The sequence below is a fragment of the Photobacterium arenosum genome (assembly GCF_014841115.1).
In the GTDB taxonomy this organism is placed as follows: Bacteria; Pseudomonadota; Gammaproteobacteria; order Enterobacterales; family Vibrionaceae; genus Photobacterium; species Photobacterium arenosum.
Map to the genome: position 1 here is coordinate 153,365 of NZ_JACYTP010000003.1, position 17,568 is coordinate 170,932.

13 protein-coding genes are annotated in these 17,568 nt (G+C 52.1%); 6 read left to right on the forward strand and 7 right to left on the reverse strand.

All coding sequences use genetic code 11. The features are described from left to right. Nucleotides 1-2 precede the first annotated feature (2 nt). Complete coding sequence (gene aat, locus IFO68_RS06625) at nt 3-704, reverse strand: leucyl/phenylalanyl-tRNA--protein transferase (protein WP_192015170.1); 702 nt, start codon at nt 702-704, stop codon at nt 3-5. A 30-nt stretch (nt 705-734) separates the two neighbouring features. Here aat and IFO68_RS06630 point away from each other — a divergent pair, with 30 nt between their 5' ends. After that, on the forward strand, nt 735-1,199 hold the full coding sequence (locus IFO68_RS06630) for an outer membrane lipoprotein (RefSeq protein ID WP_161445792.1): 465 nt from the start codon (nt 735-737) through the stop codon (nt 1,197-1,199). An 83-nt stretch (nt 1,200-1,282) separates the two neighbouring features. On the opposite strand, the gene cydC is transcribed toward IFO68_RS06630, so the two are convergent. The 4 genes from cydC to ald form a co-directional block, all read right to left on the reverse strand. Beyond that, nucleotides 1,283-3,004: a heme ABC transporter ATP-binding protein/permease CydC gene (gene cydC / locus IFO68_RS06635; RefSeq protein ID WP_192015171.1), complete on the reverse strand. Its 1,722-nt coding sequence runs from the start codon at nt 3,002-3,004 to the stop codon at nt 1,283-1,285. Next, the gene (cydD, locus tag IFO68_RS06640) at nt 2,997-4,769 is read right to left on the reverse strand and encodes a heme ABC transporter permease/ATP-binding protein CydD (protein ID WP_192015172.1); all 1,773 of its coding nucleotides are present in this window, start codon (nt 4,767-4,769) and stop codon (nt 2,997-2,999) included. The genes cydC and cydD overlap by 8 nt, the downstream gene beginning before the upstream one ends. 98 nt (nt 4,770-4,867) lie before the next feature. Continuing rightward, the gene (gene trxB / locus IFO68_RS06645) at nt 4,868-5,827 is read right to left on the reverse strand and encodes a thioredoxin-disulfide reductase (protein WP_192015173.1); all 960 of its coding nucleotides are present in this window, start codon (nt 5,825-5,827) and stop codon (nt 4,868-4,870) included. Between the two features lie 164 nt (nt 5,828-5,991). Next, a complete protein-coding gene (gene ald, locus IFO68_RS06650; RefSeq protein WP_192015174.1) occupies nt 5,992-7,113 on the reverse strand; it encodes an alanine dehydrogenase in 1,122 nt (373 codons plus the stop codon). Nucleotides 7,114-7,269: 156 nt separating this feature from the next. Between ald and lrp the strand changes: the two genes are divergently transcribed. The 5 genes from lrp to serS all read left to right on the forward strand — a co-directional run bounded on the left by lrp (nt 7,270) and on the right by serS (nt 14,642). Next, nucleotides 7,270-7,764: a leucine-responsive transcriptional regulator Lrp gene (lrp, locus tag IFO68_RS06655; RefSeq protein ID WP_027252761.1), complete on the forward strand. Its 495-nt coding sequence runs from the start codon at nt 7,270-7,272 to the stop codon at nt 7,762-7,764. A 447-nt stretch (nt 7,765-8,211) separates the two neighbouring features. Continuing rightward, nucleotides 8,212-11,187: a DNA translocase FtsK gene (locus tag IFO68_RS06660; RefSeq protein WP_225445096.1), complete on the forward strand. Its 2,976-nt coding sequence runs from the start codon at nt 8,212-8,214 to the stop codon at nt 11,185-11,187. Nucleotides 11,188-11,220: 33 nt separating this feature from the next. Further along, a complete protein-coding gene (gene lolA / locus IFO68_RS06665; RefSeq protein ID WP_375713942.1) occupies nt 11,221-11,817 on the forward strand; it encodes an outer membrane lipoprotein periplasmic chaperone LolA in 597 nt (198 codons plus the stop codon). Nucleotides 11,818-11,887: 70 nt separating this feature from the next. Continuing rightward, on the forward strand, nt 11,888-13,225 hold the full coding sequence (locus tag IFO68_RS06670; RefSeq protein ID WP_192015175.1) for an AAA family ATPase: 1,338 nt from the start codon (nt 11,888-11,890) through the stop codon (nt 13,223-13,225). 124 nt (nt 13,226-13,349) lie between these two features. Then, the gene (gene serS / locus IFO68_RS06675) at nt 13,350-14,642 is read left to right on the forward strand and encodes a serine--tRNA ligase (protein ID WP_192015176.1); all 1,293 of its coding nucleotides are present in this window, start codon (nt 13,350-13,352) and stop codon (nt 14,640-14,642) included. Nucleotides 14,643-14,776: 134 nt separating this feature from the next. Here serS and IFO68_RS06680 read toward each other — a convergent pair whose 3' ends face one another. After that, a complete protein-coding gene (locus IFO68_RS06680) occupies nt 14,777-15,679 on the reverse strand; it encodes a hypothetical protein (RefSeq protein ID WP_192015177.1) in 903 nt (300 codons plus the stop codon). Between the two features lie 345 nt (nt 15,680-16,024). Then, on the reverse strand, nt 16,025-17,326 hold the full coding sequence (locus tag IFO68_RS06685; protein WP_192015178.1) for a dicarboxylate/amino acid:cation symporter: 1,302 nt from the start codon (nt 17,324-17,326) through the stop codon (nt 16,025-16,027). Nucleotides 17,327-17,568: the final 242 nt, after the last annotated feature.

The following is a 17,568-nucleotide window of genomic DNA, read 5'->3' on the forward strand; positions in this document are numbered from 1 at the left end:
TACTACGCAATAACCTGGGGCGAATAACAACCTGATTTAAGTATGGCGCATCTTTGTTGTCCTAAGGTTTGCAAAAATGCGTCACGAGGCACTTCCTGCGCGCCCAGAGAAGCAAGGTGCGAGTTCATAATCTGACAGTCGATAAGACTGCCGTTATGTGCGCTGAAATGCCGGCAGAAGTGCCAGAATGCAATCTTTGAGGCATTGTCGGCGAGCGAAAACATGGATTCACCGCAAAAGACGGTACCGACGCTAATGCCATATAAGCCGCCAACAAGCTGGTCGTCATGCCAGACTTCAACGGAATGGCAGTGACCCTGGTTATGTAAGTGCTGATAGGCTTTAATCATGGCGGAAGTGATCCAGGTGGCATCAACCCCGCGGCTGTAAGCGCATTTCTCTATGACTTGATGACAGGCATGGTTCAGAGTGACCTGATAGCCTGATTTGCGGTAAAACTTTTTCAGACTCTTACTTGGCTGAAATATCTCTGGCAGGATAATCGCTCTGGGAGACGGGCTCCACCATAACAGGGGCTCACCTTCAGCGTACCAGGGGAAGATGCCTTGCCGATAAGCATGAACAAGTCGCTGGGCACTGAGATCACCACCAAATGCCAACAGGCCATTGGGATCATCAAGCGCTGTGCTCGGATGGGGAAACTGTAAGTCGACTGAGTCGAGCTCAGGCAAATATATAGCCATATAAATACAATGTAGGTGGAGAATATCAGTATGAGAAAGTGGTTATGGTTCGTTTTGCTGTTTTCGTGCGTGTCGCAAGCCGCGCCTTATAATCGCAATCAGGCGCGCCCGGTCAATCAGGTTGTTTTCGGTCAACTGGAAACGGTACGTTATATTACCCAGCAGCAAGTGGTCAACTCCGAACATAACGGTTGGCAGACTTTATTAGGTGCAGTGGTGGGCGGCTTGATCGGTAATCAGTTCGGAGGAGGACATGGCCGTGAGGTCGCGACCACGGTTGGTGCTTTGGCGGGCGCTGGAGTTGCCTATCAAAATCAGCATATTGGTCAGTCAATCCGGCAGTACAAGCTGGTGGAATTACTGATAAAAACCGATGACGGTAAGCTGGTGGATGTGATTCAGGATATTGATCCGAATATGCTGTTTCAGTCAGGTGATAACGTCCGGATTCTCTATTTTGACGAAGGGGTCAGAGTTGACCGCACTTATCCATAGCCAGAACAAGTGAGTCAGAACAAATGTGAGCCAGACTGAGAGAAAGGCGCTGGAATCGCTCCAGCGCCTTTCTGTTGCATGAGTTAAACCCGACGCCAGAGTTCAGTGTAGCGCCCGTTCAGGGCCATCAGAGAAGCGTGATTGCCACGTTCTATGATGTTGCCCTGATCCATCAGACAAATCTGATCCATTTGCTCCAGCCCGACCAGACGGTGGGTAATGAAGACCACTGTTTTATCCGGCATGTGCTCGAACAGCAAAGACAGGATCTGTTGTTCAGTCCGGCGGTCCAGCCCTTCGGTTGGTTCATCGAGCAGTAAAATGGGGGCATCATAAAGAAGCGCACGGGCGATGCCCATACGGCGGCGTTCGCCCCCGGAAATTTGCCGGCCCCCGTCACCCAGCCAGGTATTCAGGCCATTACCGTCCAGCAGTTTCTCCAGTCCGACTTTGGTCAGTACGGCTGTCAGCTCGCTGTCGGTGGCATCCGGTTTGGCTAGTTGCAGGTTATCGCGCACTGTGCCGTTAAAGATATCGACACGCTGGCTGACCACGCTGACAGCATCACGCAGTGCCGCTTCCTGCCATTGACAAAGCGGCGTGCCATCCAGTGTGATCTGACCTTGCTGCGGATCCCAGTTACGGGTCAGCAATTGCAGCAGGGTTGATTTACCACAGCCTGTGCGTCCAAGCAGCGCCAGTTTTTCACCGGCTTTGAGCTCAAGAGTGACATGGTTGAGCACGGATTGTTCGCTGCCGAAGTAGCTAAAGCTGACGTCTTGAATTTTAATCTCGCCCCTAACACTGGCTTGATGGCCCTGAGGATCAAACTGTGTGTCGGGCGTGGCATGAATGATTTCATTCAGGCGTCTGGCCGAGGAGAGTGTTTGCCCCAGATACTGGAAAGCCCCGGCAACCGGCATCATCAGCTCAAAGCTGGCCATAGTGGCAAAAGCAGCGAGCGCAATCATAGGATCGGGCGTGCTGCCCCCCACACCGTCAGCCGCTAACCACAGCATGAGTACCAGAGACCATCCGGTGGCCAGCAATAACATCGCATTCGCCATCCCTGTCAGGCTGGCCATGCGGCGCTGTGCCAGCAGCAGCTGACTTTGCTCACTCAGTGTCCGCTCTCTGTACGCGGGCTCTGCGTTAAACAGTAAGAGCTCGGCCTGGCCTTGTAACCAGTCGAGCAGGCGTATTCTGAATCCGGCTTTTGCCATCGTCAGCGTTTCACCGTGCTTCTTGCCCAGTTTATAAAAGACAACCGGCAGAGAAAGCATCAGGGTAAACAGCAGGCAACCGAGTACCAGGCCAAGCGCAGGGTCAAACCAGGCCAGAAAGCCACTGATCGCCAGGATACCAATCACCCCAATCACTAAGGGGCTGATCAGCCGCAGGTAAACGTGGTCCATGGCATCCACATCAGCAACCAGGCGGTTTAGCAAATCGGCGTCGCGCAGATTGGTCTGACGGCCGGGAATCAGCGGAATGAGCTTACGGAAGAAGAAAATGCGCAGATCGGCCAGTAGCTTAAAGGTCGCATTGTGGCTGACAACACGTTCTCCCCACCGGCCAGCGGTACGGGCGATGGAAAAACCACGCACACCCGATGCAGGTAACATGTAGTTGAAGGTTTCACGGGCAATCGTCATACCCGCAACGGCAGAGGCGGCAAGGAACCAGCCAGACAGTGTCAGCAGGCTCATGGCAGCAAGCAGGGTCGCCAGCCCCAGCAACATACCCAGGGTCAGGCCAAACCAATGACGACGGTAGAGTTTAATGTAAGGGATTAAATCACGCATCGAGATCCCTCTTATCTGTGTGGGACAACATGTCGGCTAATAAGCCTTCGCGGCTAATCTGGCTGAAATGGCCTTGCTGAACAATCTGGCCGTTTTCCAGCACCAGCACCTTATCCATACTGGTCAGCTGGTCGAGACGGTGGCTGATCATCAGGGTGGTCTGGCCTTGTGTAGCCTGGTTAAGGCTCTGTTGCACCAGGTGTTCGCTGTTAGCATCCAGGCTGGCGGTGGGTTCATCTAAAAGCCAGAAACTGCCGTTCTGAAGCAGGGCACGGGCGACGGCCAGCCGCTGTGCCTGGCCCACGGACAGACCGGCTGAACGATCACCGACCGGATGATCAAAGCCCCGTTCCAGATGTTGAATAAACTCACTGGCGAAGGCTTTGTCAGCCACTTGCCGGATATGCTCGTTGGTAGCTAATGGGTTGCCTAGTGTAATATTATCGCGAATGCTGCCGTGAATAAGCAGCGGATTTTGGCCAACCCAGCTGATAGCCTGGCGCCATTGGGCTGGGTCGATTTCGCGCAGTTCAGCACCATTTACTTTGATGCTGCCTTCATAGGGCAGGAAACCCAGCAGGGCATTTAACAGGCTGGTTTTACCGGCACCGCTGGGGCCAACCAGAGCCACTTGTTGTTTCGCATCAATATCAAAACTCAGCGGGCCTGCCAGAACCTGTCCTTGCGGGCTGAGCACTTTGACGTCGGTCAGACTGATGCGGATGGTCTCGGGTGAAGGCAGCGGTTGCTCACCCTGACTCATGTCGTCGGCCTGGGTATTGAGGAATGTCACTATGGATTCTGCGGCGCCAATGGCTTGTGCTTTGGCGTGGTAATAGGTGCCCAGATCTCTCAGCGGCTGATAGAACTCAGGTGCCAGCAGCAGAATAAAGAAACCGGTGAACAAAGTGATAGGCAGGCCATAATGGCCGAAATCCAGTTCGCCAATGAAAGAAAAACCAAAATATACCGCGACCAGTGCGATGGAAATGGCCGTGAAAAATTCCAGCACGGCGGATGACAGAAAGGCCATGCGCAGCACTTCCATAGTGCGTTTGCGCAGTGTATCGGCGGCATCGTGCAGGTTTTCTGCTTCAGCGTCTGCGCGGTTGAACAGTCGCAGTGTTGCCAGGCCCTGCAGGCGGTCATAAAAGTGGCCGGACAGGCGTTGCATGGCTGTAAAGTTGCGTCGGCTTGCATCGGCAGCACCCATACCGACCAGCGCCATGAACAAGGGAACTAACGGCGCAGTGATCAGGAAAATCAGGCCGGCCGCCCAGTTAAACGGAAATACCGCCACCAGAATGACAACCGGGATAAGGACAGACAGCGCCATCTGAGGGATATAGCGGGCAAAGAAATCCTGCATTTCTTCAACCTGTTCCAGAATCAGGCTGGCCCAGGAACCGGCAGGACGACCTTTGATAAACGCCGGGCCAAGCTGATGCAGCCGTTGAATGATCAGCTGACGGATATGCAGGCGGATATGCTCTCCGCACCGGTATCCTGCCACTTCACGACCCCAGCTGCAGGCGGCACGCAGTGCAACCACAGCAATCAGGCCGGCAAAATGCGCGATCAGCTGGTACTTGTCAGTGTGTTCAATGATCAGTTGCTGCAAAATGTAGGCGAGCAGTCCGGCCTGGGCTACCAGGAGCAGACCCGACAGGAATCCCATGCCGACACTCAGCATGAGCCAGGGTTTGGCAAGCTTGCTTTGCGATTTTAACCATTTGGTCAATTCGCGCTGTAATTGTTTATCCATTTTTTAAAGTAGCGCTGTATGGTTGGTCAAATTCTGGTTTCCCAAAGGGGGAAGGCAAAAAAGGCCGCGGTCGATTGCCGTGGCCGTAGTTTCAGTTTTTACTTGCTGTTTAACGCGTCAAGGTAGCGTTCCGCATCCAGCGCGGCCATGCAACCTGTGCCAGCAGAGGTGATAGCCTGGCGGTAGACGTGATCCATGACATCTCCGGCGGCAAATACACCAGGAACGCTGGTTTGTGTTGCATTGCCTTCCAGGCCGGACTGGACTTTGATATAGCCATTTTCCATTGCCAGCTGACCGCTGAAAATGCCGGTGTTCGGCTGGTGGCCGATAGCAATGAACACGCCCATCACGTCCAGATCTTCAGTTTTATCAGACTGGGTCGCTTTCAGGCGTACACCTGTCACGCCCATGTCATCACCCAGCACTTCTTCCAGGGTGCGATCTGTGTGCAGGACGATATTGCCGTTATGGACTTTGTCCATCAGGCGATCGATAAGAATTTTCTCGGCGCGGAAGGTGTCACGTCTGTGTACCAGATGCACTTCGGACGCGATGTTGGCCAGATACAGGGCTTCTTCTACTGCGGTATTACCACCGCCGACCACAGCAACTTTCTGGTTACGGTAGAAAAATCCGTCACAGGTGGCGCAGGCAGAGACACCGCGGCCCTGGAACGTTTGTTCGGAATCCAGACCGATATATTTTGCGGACGCACCGGTTGCAATGATCAATGCGTCGCAGGTGTATTCACCGTTATCGCCTTTCAGATGGAAAGGACGCTGGCTGAAATCGGTTTCGTTGATGTGATCGAAAATGATCTCAGTATTGAATTTTTCAGCATGCTCTTTCATGCGGTCCATCAGTGCCGGACCTGTCAGTCCTTCCGCGTCGCCAGGCCAGTTTTCAACTTCTGTCGTCGTGGTAAGCTGGCCGCCTTGCTGCATGCCAGTAATCATGACTGGATTGAGATTGGCACGGGCCGCGTAGACAGCTGCCGTATAACCGGCGGGGCCAGAACCTAGGATGAGTAGTTTACTGTGTTTTGCGTTACTCATTGTTTCTCCAGACTTAGTCAGCGTCACTTATCAATAAGGCATCGATTGTAGGGAAAATGCAGGCGTAAGGAAAGAGCAGACCATAGCTGTTCAGGAAACTCAACGAAAAAGCGCCGGAAACCAGGTTTTCAGCGCTAGGGGCAGCGAAATGTAACAGGCGCAGTTTAGTGCATGCTCAGGGCAACCGTCGGATCGGTATAGTGAAGGTTAAAGGCTTCAGCGACTTCGCGATATGTCACTTTACCGTGTATGACATTTAAACCGGCCAGAAAGCCGGGATCATCCCGTAACGCCTGCTTATAGCCTTTACCGGCCAGACTGATGATATACGGCAGCGTGGCATTGTTGAGCGCAAACGCCGAAGTTCGTGCCACCGCACCGGGCATATTGGCGACACAGTAGTGCACGACATTGTCTACTATGTAGGTTGGGTTGGTATGCGTGGTCGGATGAGAAGTTTCAAAACAGCCGCCCTGATCAATCGCCACATCAACAAGGCATGAACCGTGCTTCATAGCTTTAACGTGCCCGGCCGTGATGAGCTTAGGGGCAGCTGCACCGGGAATGAGCACCGCGCCGATAATCACATCGGTATCAGGCACCAGACGGTCAATCAGATCATCCGTCGAGTAAAGCAGCTTCACTTTGCCCTGAAACTCGCAGTCCAGCGCCCGTAACGTATCCAGGTTACGATCCAGCACAGTGACATCAGCACGCATCCCTACCGCCAGACGGGCGGCATTCGAACCCACAACACCACCGCCTAAAATGAGGACTTTGGCTGGCTCGACCCCGGGTACACCGCTGAGCAGCAAACCTCTGCCGCCACGGGTATTTTCCAGCGTTTGCGCAGCGGCCTGAACCGACATCCTGCCGGCTACCTCAGACATGGGCGCCAGTAAAGGAAGCCGGCCTTTATGGTCTTTTACCGTTTCATAAGCAATACAAATAGATTTGCTCTGAATCAGCTCCTTTGTCTGCTCAAAATCAGGGGCCAGATGTAGATAAGTGAATAGAATTTGCCCTTCGCGAAGCATGGCTCTTTCGACGGTCTGGGGTTCTTTTACTTTAATAATTAGCTCTGATCTGGTAAAAACTTCTGAAGCAGTCGAAAGAATCGTTGCTCCGGCAGATTGATAATCTGCATCGGACAACCCTATACCTGCTCCGGCCTGGGTTTCAATCAGTACCTGATGACCTAGCGAAACCAGTTCTCTGACGCTGCTGGTTACAAGGCCTACTCGGTATTCGTGGTCTTTGATTTCTTTAGGCACACCGATGATCATGCTGTGCTCCTTGATCTATGTAGCAGGGTTAGCTATGGACAAGGTTGAAATGACAGAGCTAATGGCAGTATAGTTTGACTAAAAGAGTATTTGATACTAAATAACTAGTAGATGTAGTATATTTTTTTGCAAGGAAGTAAATAGGTGGAATAAAAAATGGTAGATACCAAAAAGAAACCCTCCAAGGAGTTGGATCGCATCGACCGCAACATTCTGAACGAACTTCAGAAGGACGGACGAATTTCAAACGTTGAGTTGTCTAAACGTGTTGGATTGTCTCCAACTCCTTGTCTGGAGCGTGTACGTCGCCTGGAGCGCCAGGGGTACATCAGCGGCTATACTGCGTTGCTGAACCCGCAATATCTGGACGCATCTCTGCTCGTTTTCGTTGAAATTACCCTTAATCGTGGTGCACCCGATGTCTTTGAGCAATTTAACCGTTCGGTTCAGGAGCTGGAAGATATTCAAGAGTGCCATCTGGTGTCGGGCGATTTCGACTACCTGTTAAAAACACGTGTATCGGATATGTCTGCATACCGTAAGCTGCTGGGTGAAACCCTGCTGCGCTTACCGGGTGTAAACGACACTCGTACATATGTTGTAATGGAAGAAGTGAAACAGACCAATAACCTGGTTATCAAAACGCGTTAATTGGCCCGGAGCCAGTCTGATTTCAATCAATACCAAGCGGCCTTGCGCCGCTTGTTTCGTTTTTGTGGCAGTTATACTGTTTTGTGTCTCAATTGCTGAAAAAGTCGGCATCCCATCATCTATTTGACATTGGGATGAATTATTTGTGTTATCAACAAACTACAATTACAGCTTGTAGGGTGGAGCCAAGCGTGCTGCGGGAGTGCGCAAAGTGAGTGAAAGTGTCAACGGGCGTGCATTCTGTGTTGTTCACATCGTTTTCCTACTTTGCTCCCACATTTTCTCAGGCAGGTAACATTACCCGTTAAGTGGTATAAAATAGGCCACAACACCCAAGCCCCTTAAAGCGGCCTGGGTGATATATCAAACGCAAATTCAGCTGGGTCACCCACAGGACGTTGATTACCCCCGGCTTACAGTCAGTATTAGCAAGACCGGAGAGAGTTTTTGAGGATAGTTAGAGGCAAAACTCAGCCTATACGCCTGTCAGGCGGACAGCGCCTGCTGGAAAGTTTTTTGATCATCGGTATTCTTGCCGCAGTGTATATCATGGTTGCCCTGGTCAGTTTTAACCCGGCCGATCCGTCCTGGTCGCAAACGGCCTGGCAGGGTACGGTGCAAAATAAAGCCGGCGCATTCGGTGCTATGGTGGCCGACACCGCCTTTTTCACTTTTGGCTCGCTGGCGTACCCTTTACCGCTTGTTATGCTGGGAGTGACCTGGGTGATGTTCCGTCGTCGTGGTGAACGGGAAGCGGCGGACTACATGATATACGGCACCCGCCTGTTAGGCTTGCTGTTACTGTTTCTGACCAGTTGTGGCCTTGCCGATCTGAACTTTGATGATATCTGGTACTTCTCCTCCGGTGGTGTTATCGGCGATGTCGTCGCCAATCTGACTCTGCCGCTGTTTAGCCTGCTTGGCACGACACTGGTTCTGATGTTTTTATGGGCGGTGGGTTTTACCCTGCTGACCGGCATTTCCTGGCTGCGCGTGGTGGATGGCATAGGTGAGACAACCTTAGGGATGTTAGGCTGGTTGCTCAACAGAGTCCGTGGCGAAAAGCCGCAGACACTGACGCCTTTTGCTGCTGATATTCCAGACGAAAGCCAGACAGCTTATGCCGCCAGGCTGACGCACAAGGACGAGACAGACATTGACGAGGATGACGTATTACTGCGTCGTCCAGAACGTATTGCCTATACTCCAACGCCGCTGGCCGACACACGGGTTTCGGATACGGCTGTTGAGAAGCCGGCTCAGATCAATCAGGCTCGCCCTGAGGTTAAGCCGGCGCATGCGCCTGGGCAGTCAGAACCTGCCATTGTGATGCCAGAACGCAGCAAGCCCGCTGCAGCCTCCGCCAGTCAGCCGCTGGGATCCAATCCGGATATCGCTGGCGTGACGATTGCGGACTTGCAGTCCCAGCTGGCTGAAAATGATGATTACAGCGTGTATGCCGCCGAGTCGGACAACGCCCAGGCCGACACTCTTACAGACAGTTATGAACAGCCGGGTCAGGACCAACTGAGCCAGCAGGACCCGTCCACTCATGACAGGGTGGATGAACCCGTTATCGGCGATCTGTCCCTGGTCGGGGAAGAGCCGGTGATGTCTGAGTACCAATCTGCGCCGGAGCAGGAGTACGCAGTTGCTGAACCTGATGAGGATATACCCTGGCAAGACGAACCCATGCCCGATACGGATATTGAGATCGGTGTCCGTGATGGTATGTCTGAACTGGAGCGTGCTGGCATAGCCTCAGAAACTGAGGACGAGGCTGAATACGCTGATGACCAAGAATCTGATGAAGAGGCTTTTCAGCGCAAAATTCGCGAAGCGCAGCAGGCACAACAGCAGCAAGCCTACGCAGCGGGGCTGGATAATCCGTTCCTGATGAAAAAAGATGTCGATTTGCCTAAACCGACTTCACCGATGCCGACTTTGGATCTCCTGCAGCCGCCAACACAAAATGTGCAGCCAACCAGTGAAGAAGAATTAAAGAATACCGCCCGTTTGGTGGAATCTAAGCTGGCGGATTACAAAATTAAAGCCAAGGTGGTTGGGATTTATCCTGGCCCGGTGATCACGCGCTATGAGCTGGATTTGGCACCCGGTGTCAAAGTGAGCCGCATCTCAGGGCTGGCGAAAGATCTGGCCCGTGCTTTGTCTGCCTATGCAGTGCGCGTTGTGGAAGTGATCCCGGGCAAGCCTTATATCGGTCTGGAATTGCCGAACGAGAGCCGCGAAACGGTTTATATGTCTGAAGTGCTGGGCAGTGAGCGCTTTATGAACATGCGCGGTCCACTTCCTATCGTGCTGGGCTATGACATTGCCGGTGAGGCGGTTGCCGCTGATTTGAGTAAAATGCCTCACTTACTGGTGGCCGGTACCACAGGCTCTGGTAAATCTGTGGGTGTCAACGTGATGATCCTCAGCCTGCTTTACAAATGTAAGCCAGAGGATTGCCGTTTCATCATGATCGACCCGAAAATGCTGGAGTTGTCTATTTACGAAGGCATTCCGCATCTGCTGACCGAAGTCGTCACTGACATGAAAGACGCCGGTAATGCGCTTCGCTGGTGTGTGGGGGAAATGGAACGCCGCTACAAACTGATGGCCGCGGTAGGGGTGCGAAACCTGGCCGGTTATAATGCCAAGCTGAAAGAAGCTGCCGCCGCCGGTCACCCAATCCATGATCCGCTGTGGAAACCTGGCGATAGTATGGATGAACATCCACCGCTGTTGGAGAAAATGCCAAGTATTGTGGTCATAGTGGATGAGTTTGCCGATCTCATGATGGTGGTCGGCAAGAAAGTGGAAGAGCTGATCGCTCGTCTGGCGCAGAAAGCGCGAGCCTCTGGTATTCACCTGGTGCTGGCGACTCAGCGTCCGTCGGTGGATGTGATTACCGGTCTGATCAAGGCCAATATTCCAAGCCGTATGGCGTTTACCGTCTCAACCAAGACAGACTCACGGACTATTCTGGATCAGGGTGGGGCAGAATCGTTGCTGGGCATGGGTGATATGTTGTATCTGCCGGCAGGTCAGAGTCACACCATACGTGTTCACGGTGCCTTTGCATCCGATGATGATGTCCATAATGTGGTGAACGACTGGAAAGCCCGGGGCAAACCCCAGTATATCGACGGAATTCTGAACTCAGACCAGGGGTCGGAAGCCATGTTGCCAGGGGAAACTTCATCCGGTGGTGAGGATGATCTTGATCAGCTCTTTGATCAGGTCGCTGCCTTCGTGGCAGAGAGCCGTCGCGGATCCGTTTCTGGCGTACAACGCCGTTTCAAAATTGGCTATAACCGCGCCGCCCGTATTGTAGAACAGCTGGAAGCACACGGTATTGTCAGTCCTCCGGGCCATAATGGTAACCGCGAAGTGCTGGCGCCGGCTCCAGCAGGAGATTGATGTATGATGAAAAATCAGCAAATAACAAAAACCATTCAGGGCGTGATTCTGGCCGCTGCACTGTTTCCAGTACTGGCATTAGCCAGTGCCCAGCAGGAGTTGAGTCAGCGTCTGAATAAAGTCGATGCCTTCAGTGCCACATTCACTCAGAAGGTCACCAGCCCTGAAGGGGATTTGCTGGTTGAGGGTCAGGGGAATGTTTCGGTTCAGCGCCCGAATTTGTTCAGATGGCATGCCGACACGCCGGATGAAAATCTGCTGGTGTCAGATGGCCGTACCCTCTGGTACTACACCCCTATGGTAGAGCAGGTAACGGCGATGAAACTGGACGATGCCACCGCGCAGACTCCCTTTGTTTTATTGATTCGCAACCAGAATCAGGATTGGGCGAGATACAACGTAGCCCAGACGGCTGATACGTTTACACTGACGCCAAAAGACAGCGCTGCAGTGACCGGGAAGTTTGTGGTCACAGTCGGCCGGGATGGCCAGGTTCGCGGTTTTTCCGTTGAAGAGCAGGACGGTCAGCTCAGCCAGTTTCGCTTTGCCCGGTTTACGCGTGGCAAGCAAGATCGTAAGCAATACAGCTTCGCTCCCCCTCCGGGCGTAGAGCTGGACGATAAGCGCTGATTGCGTTAAAAACGAGAGAGTCTTATTCAGGCGGTAGAGATACCGCCTTTTTCAGTGATGGATGGTCAGCGTGGATAACCTCAGCTTAAATTTTTCCTCGGATTTTCGCCCCCTGGCTGCGCGCATGCGTCCGCGTACGGTAGAAGAGTACATTGGCCAGCAACATATACTCGGCCAGGGCAAGCCTTTACGAAGAGCGCTGGAGGCCGGGCATCTACACTCCATGATTCTCTGGGGGCCGCCCGGCACCGGCAAAACGACGCTGGCGGAAGTTGCGGCTCACTATGCCAATGCTGAAGTAGAGCGTGTATCGGCAGTGACCTCGGGCGTCAAAGATATTCGTGCTGCCATAGATAAAGCACGTCAGAATCAGCACGCCGGCCGGCGCACCATTTTGTTTGTCGATGAGGTGCACCGTTTCAATAAAAGCCAGCAGGATGCGTTTTTGCCGCATATTGAAGATGGCACTGTGACATTCATTGGCGCGACCACTGAAAATCCGTCTTTCGAGCTGAACAATGCACTGTTATCCCGCGCCCGGGTCTATAAGCTTAAGTCTCTGACGACAGACGACATACTGACAGTCATCAATCAGGCGATGGATGATGCAGAGCGCGGCATCAGGGACGACAGCCTGACCTTTGCTCCGGATGTGAAAGAAAACCTGGCGGCACTGGTTAATGGCGATGCGCGTATGGCACTGAACTACCTGGAGCTGCTGGCGGATATGGCAGAGGCGCATCAGGGCAGTAAAGTCATCACTTTAGCGCTGCTGGCTGAAGTCGCCGGTGAGAAGAACACCCGTTTTGATAACAAAGGCGATCTCTGGTACGACATGATTTCCGCGGTCCACAAGTCAATCCGCGGCTCCAGTCCGGATGGCGCCTTATACTGGTATGCGCGCATGCTACAGGCAGGTTGCGATCCCCTTTATGTCGCCCGCCGATTACTGGCCATAGCGTCTGAAGATGTCGGCAATGCCGACCCGCGTGGCATGCAAGTCGCGATTGCGGCCTGGGATTGTTTCACCCGGGTGGGCGCTTATGAAGGTGAAAGGGCGATCGCGCAAGCCATTGTGTATCTTGCTTCTGCACCCAAAAGTAATGCGGTCTACACTGCATTTAATCAGGCAAAAGCGGATGCGGCCAATCTGCCCGACTACGAAGTCCCTCCTCATCTGAGAAATGCACCAACCACACTGATGAAAGATCTGGGTTACGGTGCTGAGTATCGGTATGCCCATGATGAGCCTGGCGCGTATGCGGCAGGGGAGTGCTATCTGCCCCCTGAGCTACAGAGCAGGAAGTACTATCAGCCCTCAGAGCGTGGTTTAGAGAGTAAAATTGCTGAGAAGCTGGAATATCTGGCTTCCTTGGATGCAAAAAGCCCGCAGAAACGCTATCAATAATCAGGCTTTTTGGGTATCGTTTATCAACTTGCGTTAGTGATTCTAACGTATTCAGATTTCAACTTATTTAACCCGCGAACGGGTTAAATTTTGTGCAACATTCTATGACGAGCACAGGATTAGCATGCTAGATTCAAAACTTCTTCGAACTGAGCTGGACGCGACAGCAGAAAAATTAGCGCACCGTGGGTTTACCCTTGATGTAGAAACACTTCGTTCCCTGGAAGAGCAACGTAAGTCGATTCAGGTGAAAACGGAAGAACTGCAGTCCTTGCGTAATTCCCGCTCGAAGTTAATTGGTCAGCTGAAAGGCAAGGGCGAGCACGAAGAAGCCGATAAAGTCATGGCAGAGGTCGCTGGCCTGGGTTCTGAGCTGGATAACGCTAAAAAAGCGCTGGCTGAGATTCAGTCTCAGCTCAGCGACATTGAGCTGTCTATTCCGAATATAGCGGATGACTCCGCGCCAATCGGTAAAGATGAAGACGAGAACGTCGAAATTTCACGCTGGGGCGAACCTAAGACTTACGATTTTGCTGTGAAAGATCACGTTGATCTGGGCGAGATGGCTGAAGGTCTGGACTTTGCCAGCGCGGTAAAACTCTCTGGCTCCCGTTTCATCGTAATGAAGGGCCAGTTCGCCCGTCTGCACCGTGCATTGGCGCAGTTCATGCTCGATCTCCACACCCAGGAGCATGGCTATACCGAAATGTATGTCCCTTACCTGGTCAATCAAGACAGCCTGTACGGTACGGGCCAGTTGCCGAAATTCGGCGAAGATCTGTTCAATACCAAGCCTGCGACCGAAGAAGGCGTGGGTATGTCGCTGATCCCGACCGCGGAAGTGCCGCTGACCAATATGGTTCGCGATACCATAGTTGACGAAGCTGAACTGCCAATCAAGATGACGGCACATACGCCTTGCTTCCGCTCTGAAGCCGGTTCCTATGGTCGTGATACCCGTGGCCTGATTCGTATGCATCAGTTCGATAAAGTGGAACTGGTTCAGATCACCCGTCCGGAAGATTCTATGGCGGCACTGGAAGAGCTGACCGGCCAGGCAGAGAAAGTACTGCAACTGCTGGAACTGCCTTACCGTAAAGTGATTCTCTGTACTGGTGATATGGGCTTTGGTGCGATGAAGACGTACGATCTGGAAGTCTGGCTGCCGGCGCAGAATACTTACCGTGAGATCTCTTCCTGCTCCAATGTGGGTGATTTCCAGGCACGCCGGATGCAGGCACGCTTCCGCCGTAAAGGCGAGAAGAAGCCTGAGCTGGTACATACTCTGAATGGCTCGGGTCTGGCGGTTGGCCGCACCATGGTCGCAGTGCTGGAAAACTATCAGCAGGCTGATGGTTGCATTGAGATCCCTGAAGTGCTGCGTCAGTACATGGGCGGTCTGACTCACATCGGTTAATTTCCGTGATGACAGTCAAATGAAAAACCCAGCCTGCGCGCTGGGTTTTTTTATGTCCTGTTACCTACTTTGACCGCTAGTTACCTTGACTGCTACCTGTTCTGGCCGCTGCGTCAGAGGCGGGGGCATTGTTATCAGGCTTGAAGCTTGAGTTCGGTTTGACCAGCAGCTTCAGATTCAGCCTGTTCCAGCAGGGGAAGCAGACTGGCGCTGATATCCAGCGGGAAATCGTCTATCGCCAGCGAATGAGCAATCTCAGTCAATTTGGCATCAAATAAATAGAAAATGTTATCCGACAAGCTGAGTGAGAACTTATACAGTGCCAGCCGGCATGCTTTGCTTGCACTGGCCGATTGCAGCAAAGTGGTCAGGTCGTTCTCCAGCTGATCTGCCATTAGCGACGGCCCGGGTATTTTGAGCATCAGGTTCATTTGTCCCAGTCGGCGTTGCAGCAAATGCAGATGCCTGCGCAGTAATACTTCCTGCTTACTGTTACCCGGATGAAACACCGCCACTGTTGAGCGGAACTGGGCCAGGGTATCCAGTGCATTCAGTGTGACCGGCCAGAACTGCTGATACTGCTCGAACAGGGTGCTTTTGTCTGCAATGAGCAGGCTGGTAGTTAAGTGGTCATCAATCAGATACATAACATGGCGAATGTTTTTGCCATGACTGGCCTGGTTACGCGACATAGAATACTGCGGCCACTCAGTGCTTAACTGCTGCAAATGCTGAGTCAGAATCCGGTACATGGGTTTTTGCTCAAGCCCGGCCTGACTCAGCAGAGTATGGCTCAAACTCAGGATGGCATTCTGTTCAGGAAAAACCGGCAGGATTTCGCCTCGACTTTCTGTGAGTTGGCTTTTCATAAGATGGCTATGGGACAGACGCCTGTGCTGGCGCAGCAGTTGAATGAGCTGCCGAAGCCCAAGGATCTGATCGAAGTGTGCTTCAGTTTGTGCCTGCTGCTGTTTGTTGTAGAAATACCAAGCAGTGAGTGCCAGCACAGTCAGTGTTAAACCAAGAATAATCCACATATCGACTCCCTGAATGCCAGTAAATGGCATAAATACTTTGTTGATCCTCTTTGACGTTTTGATTCTGTTTCTGGGTCAGCTTGTTTAAGCCTGAGTTGCAGTTTCTTAACGACCTAGCCATAACGCAAAAAGCGAGCCAGATTTTTTAGCAGGTATCATTTTCTATCTATATGATTAAATTGGGAAATTTTTTAAGGTAGCGTCATTGGTACACTTTGATTGCACTGTTTTGGTGCATTTAAAAACTTGTGATGCCACAGAATGAGGCAAGGAGAGAAATTGGTTGAGCAGATAAAAGAAGAGGCCCCGATATGGGGCCTCAGAGGTTACTATCCAGCTTTCGCATCAGGCTTTGTGCAGGTGCACTTCTTCGTCAGCTTCACCCGCTTTTGGATCGTTAAAGCGGCTGATATCTATCTCGTTTTCAGATTTACCGACAATACAGGTGACAACACTGTCGCCTGTGATGTTGACGGCAGTGCGAATCATATCCAGCAGGCGGTCAACACCCATGATGATAGCAATACCTTCTACCGGCAACCCTACCTGATTCAATACCATCGCCAGCATGATCAGCCCGACACCAGGGACACCGGCGGTACCGATTGAGGCCAGCGTTGCTGTCATGATCACTGCCATGTAATCGCCCATGGTCAGGTCGATATTGAATGCCTGAGCAATAAAGGCAGTGGCCACACCTTGCATAATGGCGGTGCCATCCATGTTGATGGTCGCGCCCAATGGTACAGTGAATGAGGCCACTTTATTGCTGACACCCAGGCGCTTGGTCGCCGTTTCCATCGTCACCGGGATGGTGGCATTGGAAGAGGCCGTTGAGAAGGCGAACATGATCGCATCTTCCATCTTCTTGAAGAAAACGAATGGGCTCAGGCCCGAGAACATTTTCAGCATCAGGCCGTAAGTGAACACGGCATGCAGAATCAGGGTACAACTCAGTACCAGGAAGTAACCCATCAGGTTATAGATAGCATCCAAACCCAGACCGGTGAACAGTTTTGCCATCAGGAAGAATACACCGTATGGCGCGATGTGCATCAGCAATGCCACCAGTTTCATGATCACTTCGTTCAGATCGGCAAAGACGCCGGCAATGCGTTCACCCGCTTTACCTGCTGCACTGATGGCAATACCGAGCAGAATGGCAAATACGATGATCTGCAGCGTATTGCCCTGAGCCATGGAATTGATAGGGTTGGTCGGGAACATGCCAATGATCACTTCACCCAGTGAAGGTGCTTCCTTGGCTGCAAATGAGGTCGCGGCCGCCAGATCTGCACCTTCGCCAGGCTTAAACAGCGTGCCCATTGTCAGGGCAAGCGTAATAGCCACAGCCGTAGTGGTGAGATAGAAAGCCAGTGTTTTACCGCCAAGACGGCCAAGAGTGCTGATATCGCTCAGAGTGCTGGTACCGCATACCAGTGAGACGAAAACGAGTGGCACAACCAGCATCTTCAGGCTGGCAATAAAGATTGAGCCGCCTACTTCGAACAGGCCGTTCACTATGTAGTCCTGAACAAATGCCGTGTCAGCGAAAAGCGAGCGGATGATAAATCCAGTCAAAATACCCAGCACCATACCGAGAATGACTCGAGCGGTCAGGGACAGTTTTTTGTTTTGGGTTTTCATGAAAGAACACTCCTTATTATATGTGGCTCTGTTACTGATCCTCAGAGCGCGGAGCAGATTACCAGTTCCAGTTACAAACCCGCGATGTAAAATCAATGTCATGATTTAAAGCTTGTATGAGATCACACTTTATTGGGTTTGTTGTTAATAAAGCCTTATTCTTATTAACAAACCAGAAACCGTTTGATTGCTTTATATACTGATATAGCAAGCATTTTTTGGTTATATCGTCTGCTCTTTGC

What these genes read in the sequence shown, in the direction of transcription:
- IFO68_RS06680 (WP_192015177.1), bottom strand. Translation starts at nt 15,679, where the DNA reads ATGTGGATTATTCTTGGTTTAACACTGACTGTGCTGGCACTCACTGCT.
- cydD (WP_192015172.1), bottom strand. Translation starts at nt 4,769, where the DNA reads ATGGATAAACAATTACAGCGCGAATTGACCAAATGGTTAAAATCGCAA.
- aat (WP_192015170.1), bottom strand. Translation starts at nt 704, where the DNA reads ATGGCTATATATTTGCCTGAGCTCGACTCAGTCGACTTACAGTTTCCC.
- cydC (WP_192015171.1), bottom strand. Translation starts at nt 3,004, where the DNA reads ATGCGTGATTTAATCCCTTACATTAAACTCTACCGTCGTCATTGGTTT.
- serS (WP_192015176.1), top strand. Translation starts at nt 13,350, where the DNA reads ATGCTAGATTCAAAACTTCTTCGAACTGAGCTGGACGCGACAGCAGAA.
- IFO68_RS06630 (WP_161445792.1), top strand. Translation starts at nt 735, where the DNA reads ATGAGAAAGTGGTTATGGTTCGTTTTGCTGTTTTCGTGCGTGTCGCAA.
- lrp (WP_027252761.1), top strand. Translation starts at nt 7,270, where the DNA reads ATGGTAGATACCAAAAAGAAACCCTCCAAGGAGTTGGATCGCATCGAC.
- trxB (WP_192015173.1), bottom strand. Translation starts at nt 5,827, where the DNA reads ATGAGTAACGCAAAACACAGTAAACTACTCATCCTAGGTTCTGGCCCC.
- IFO68_RS06685 (WP_192015178.1), bottom strand. Translation starts at nt 17,326, where the DNA reads ATGAAAACCCAAAACAAAAAACTGTCCCTGACCGCTCGAGTCATTCTC.
- ald (WP_192015174.1), bottom strand. Translation starts at nt 7,113, where the DNA reads ATGATCATCGGTGTGCCTAAAGAAATCAAAGACCACGAATACCGAGTA.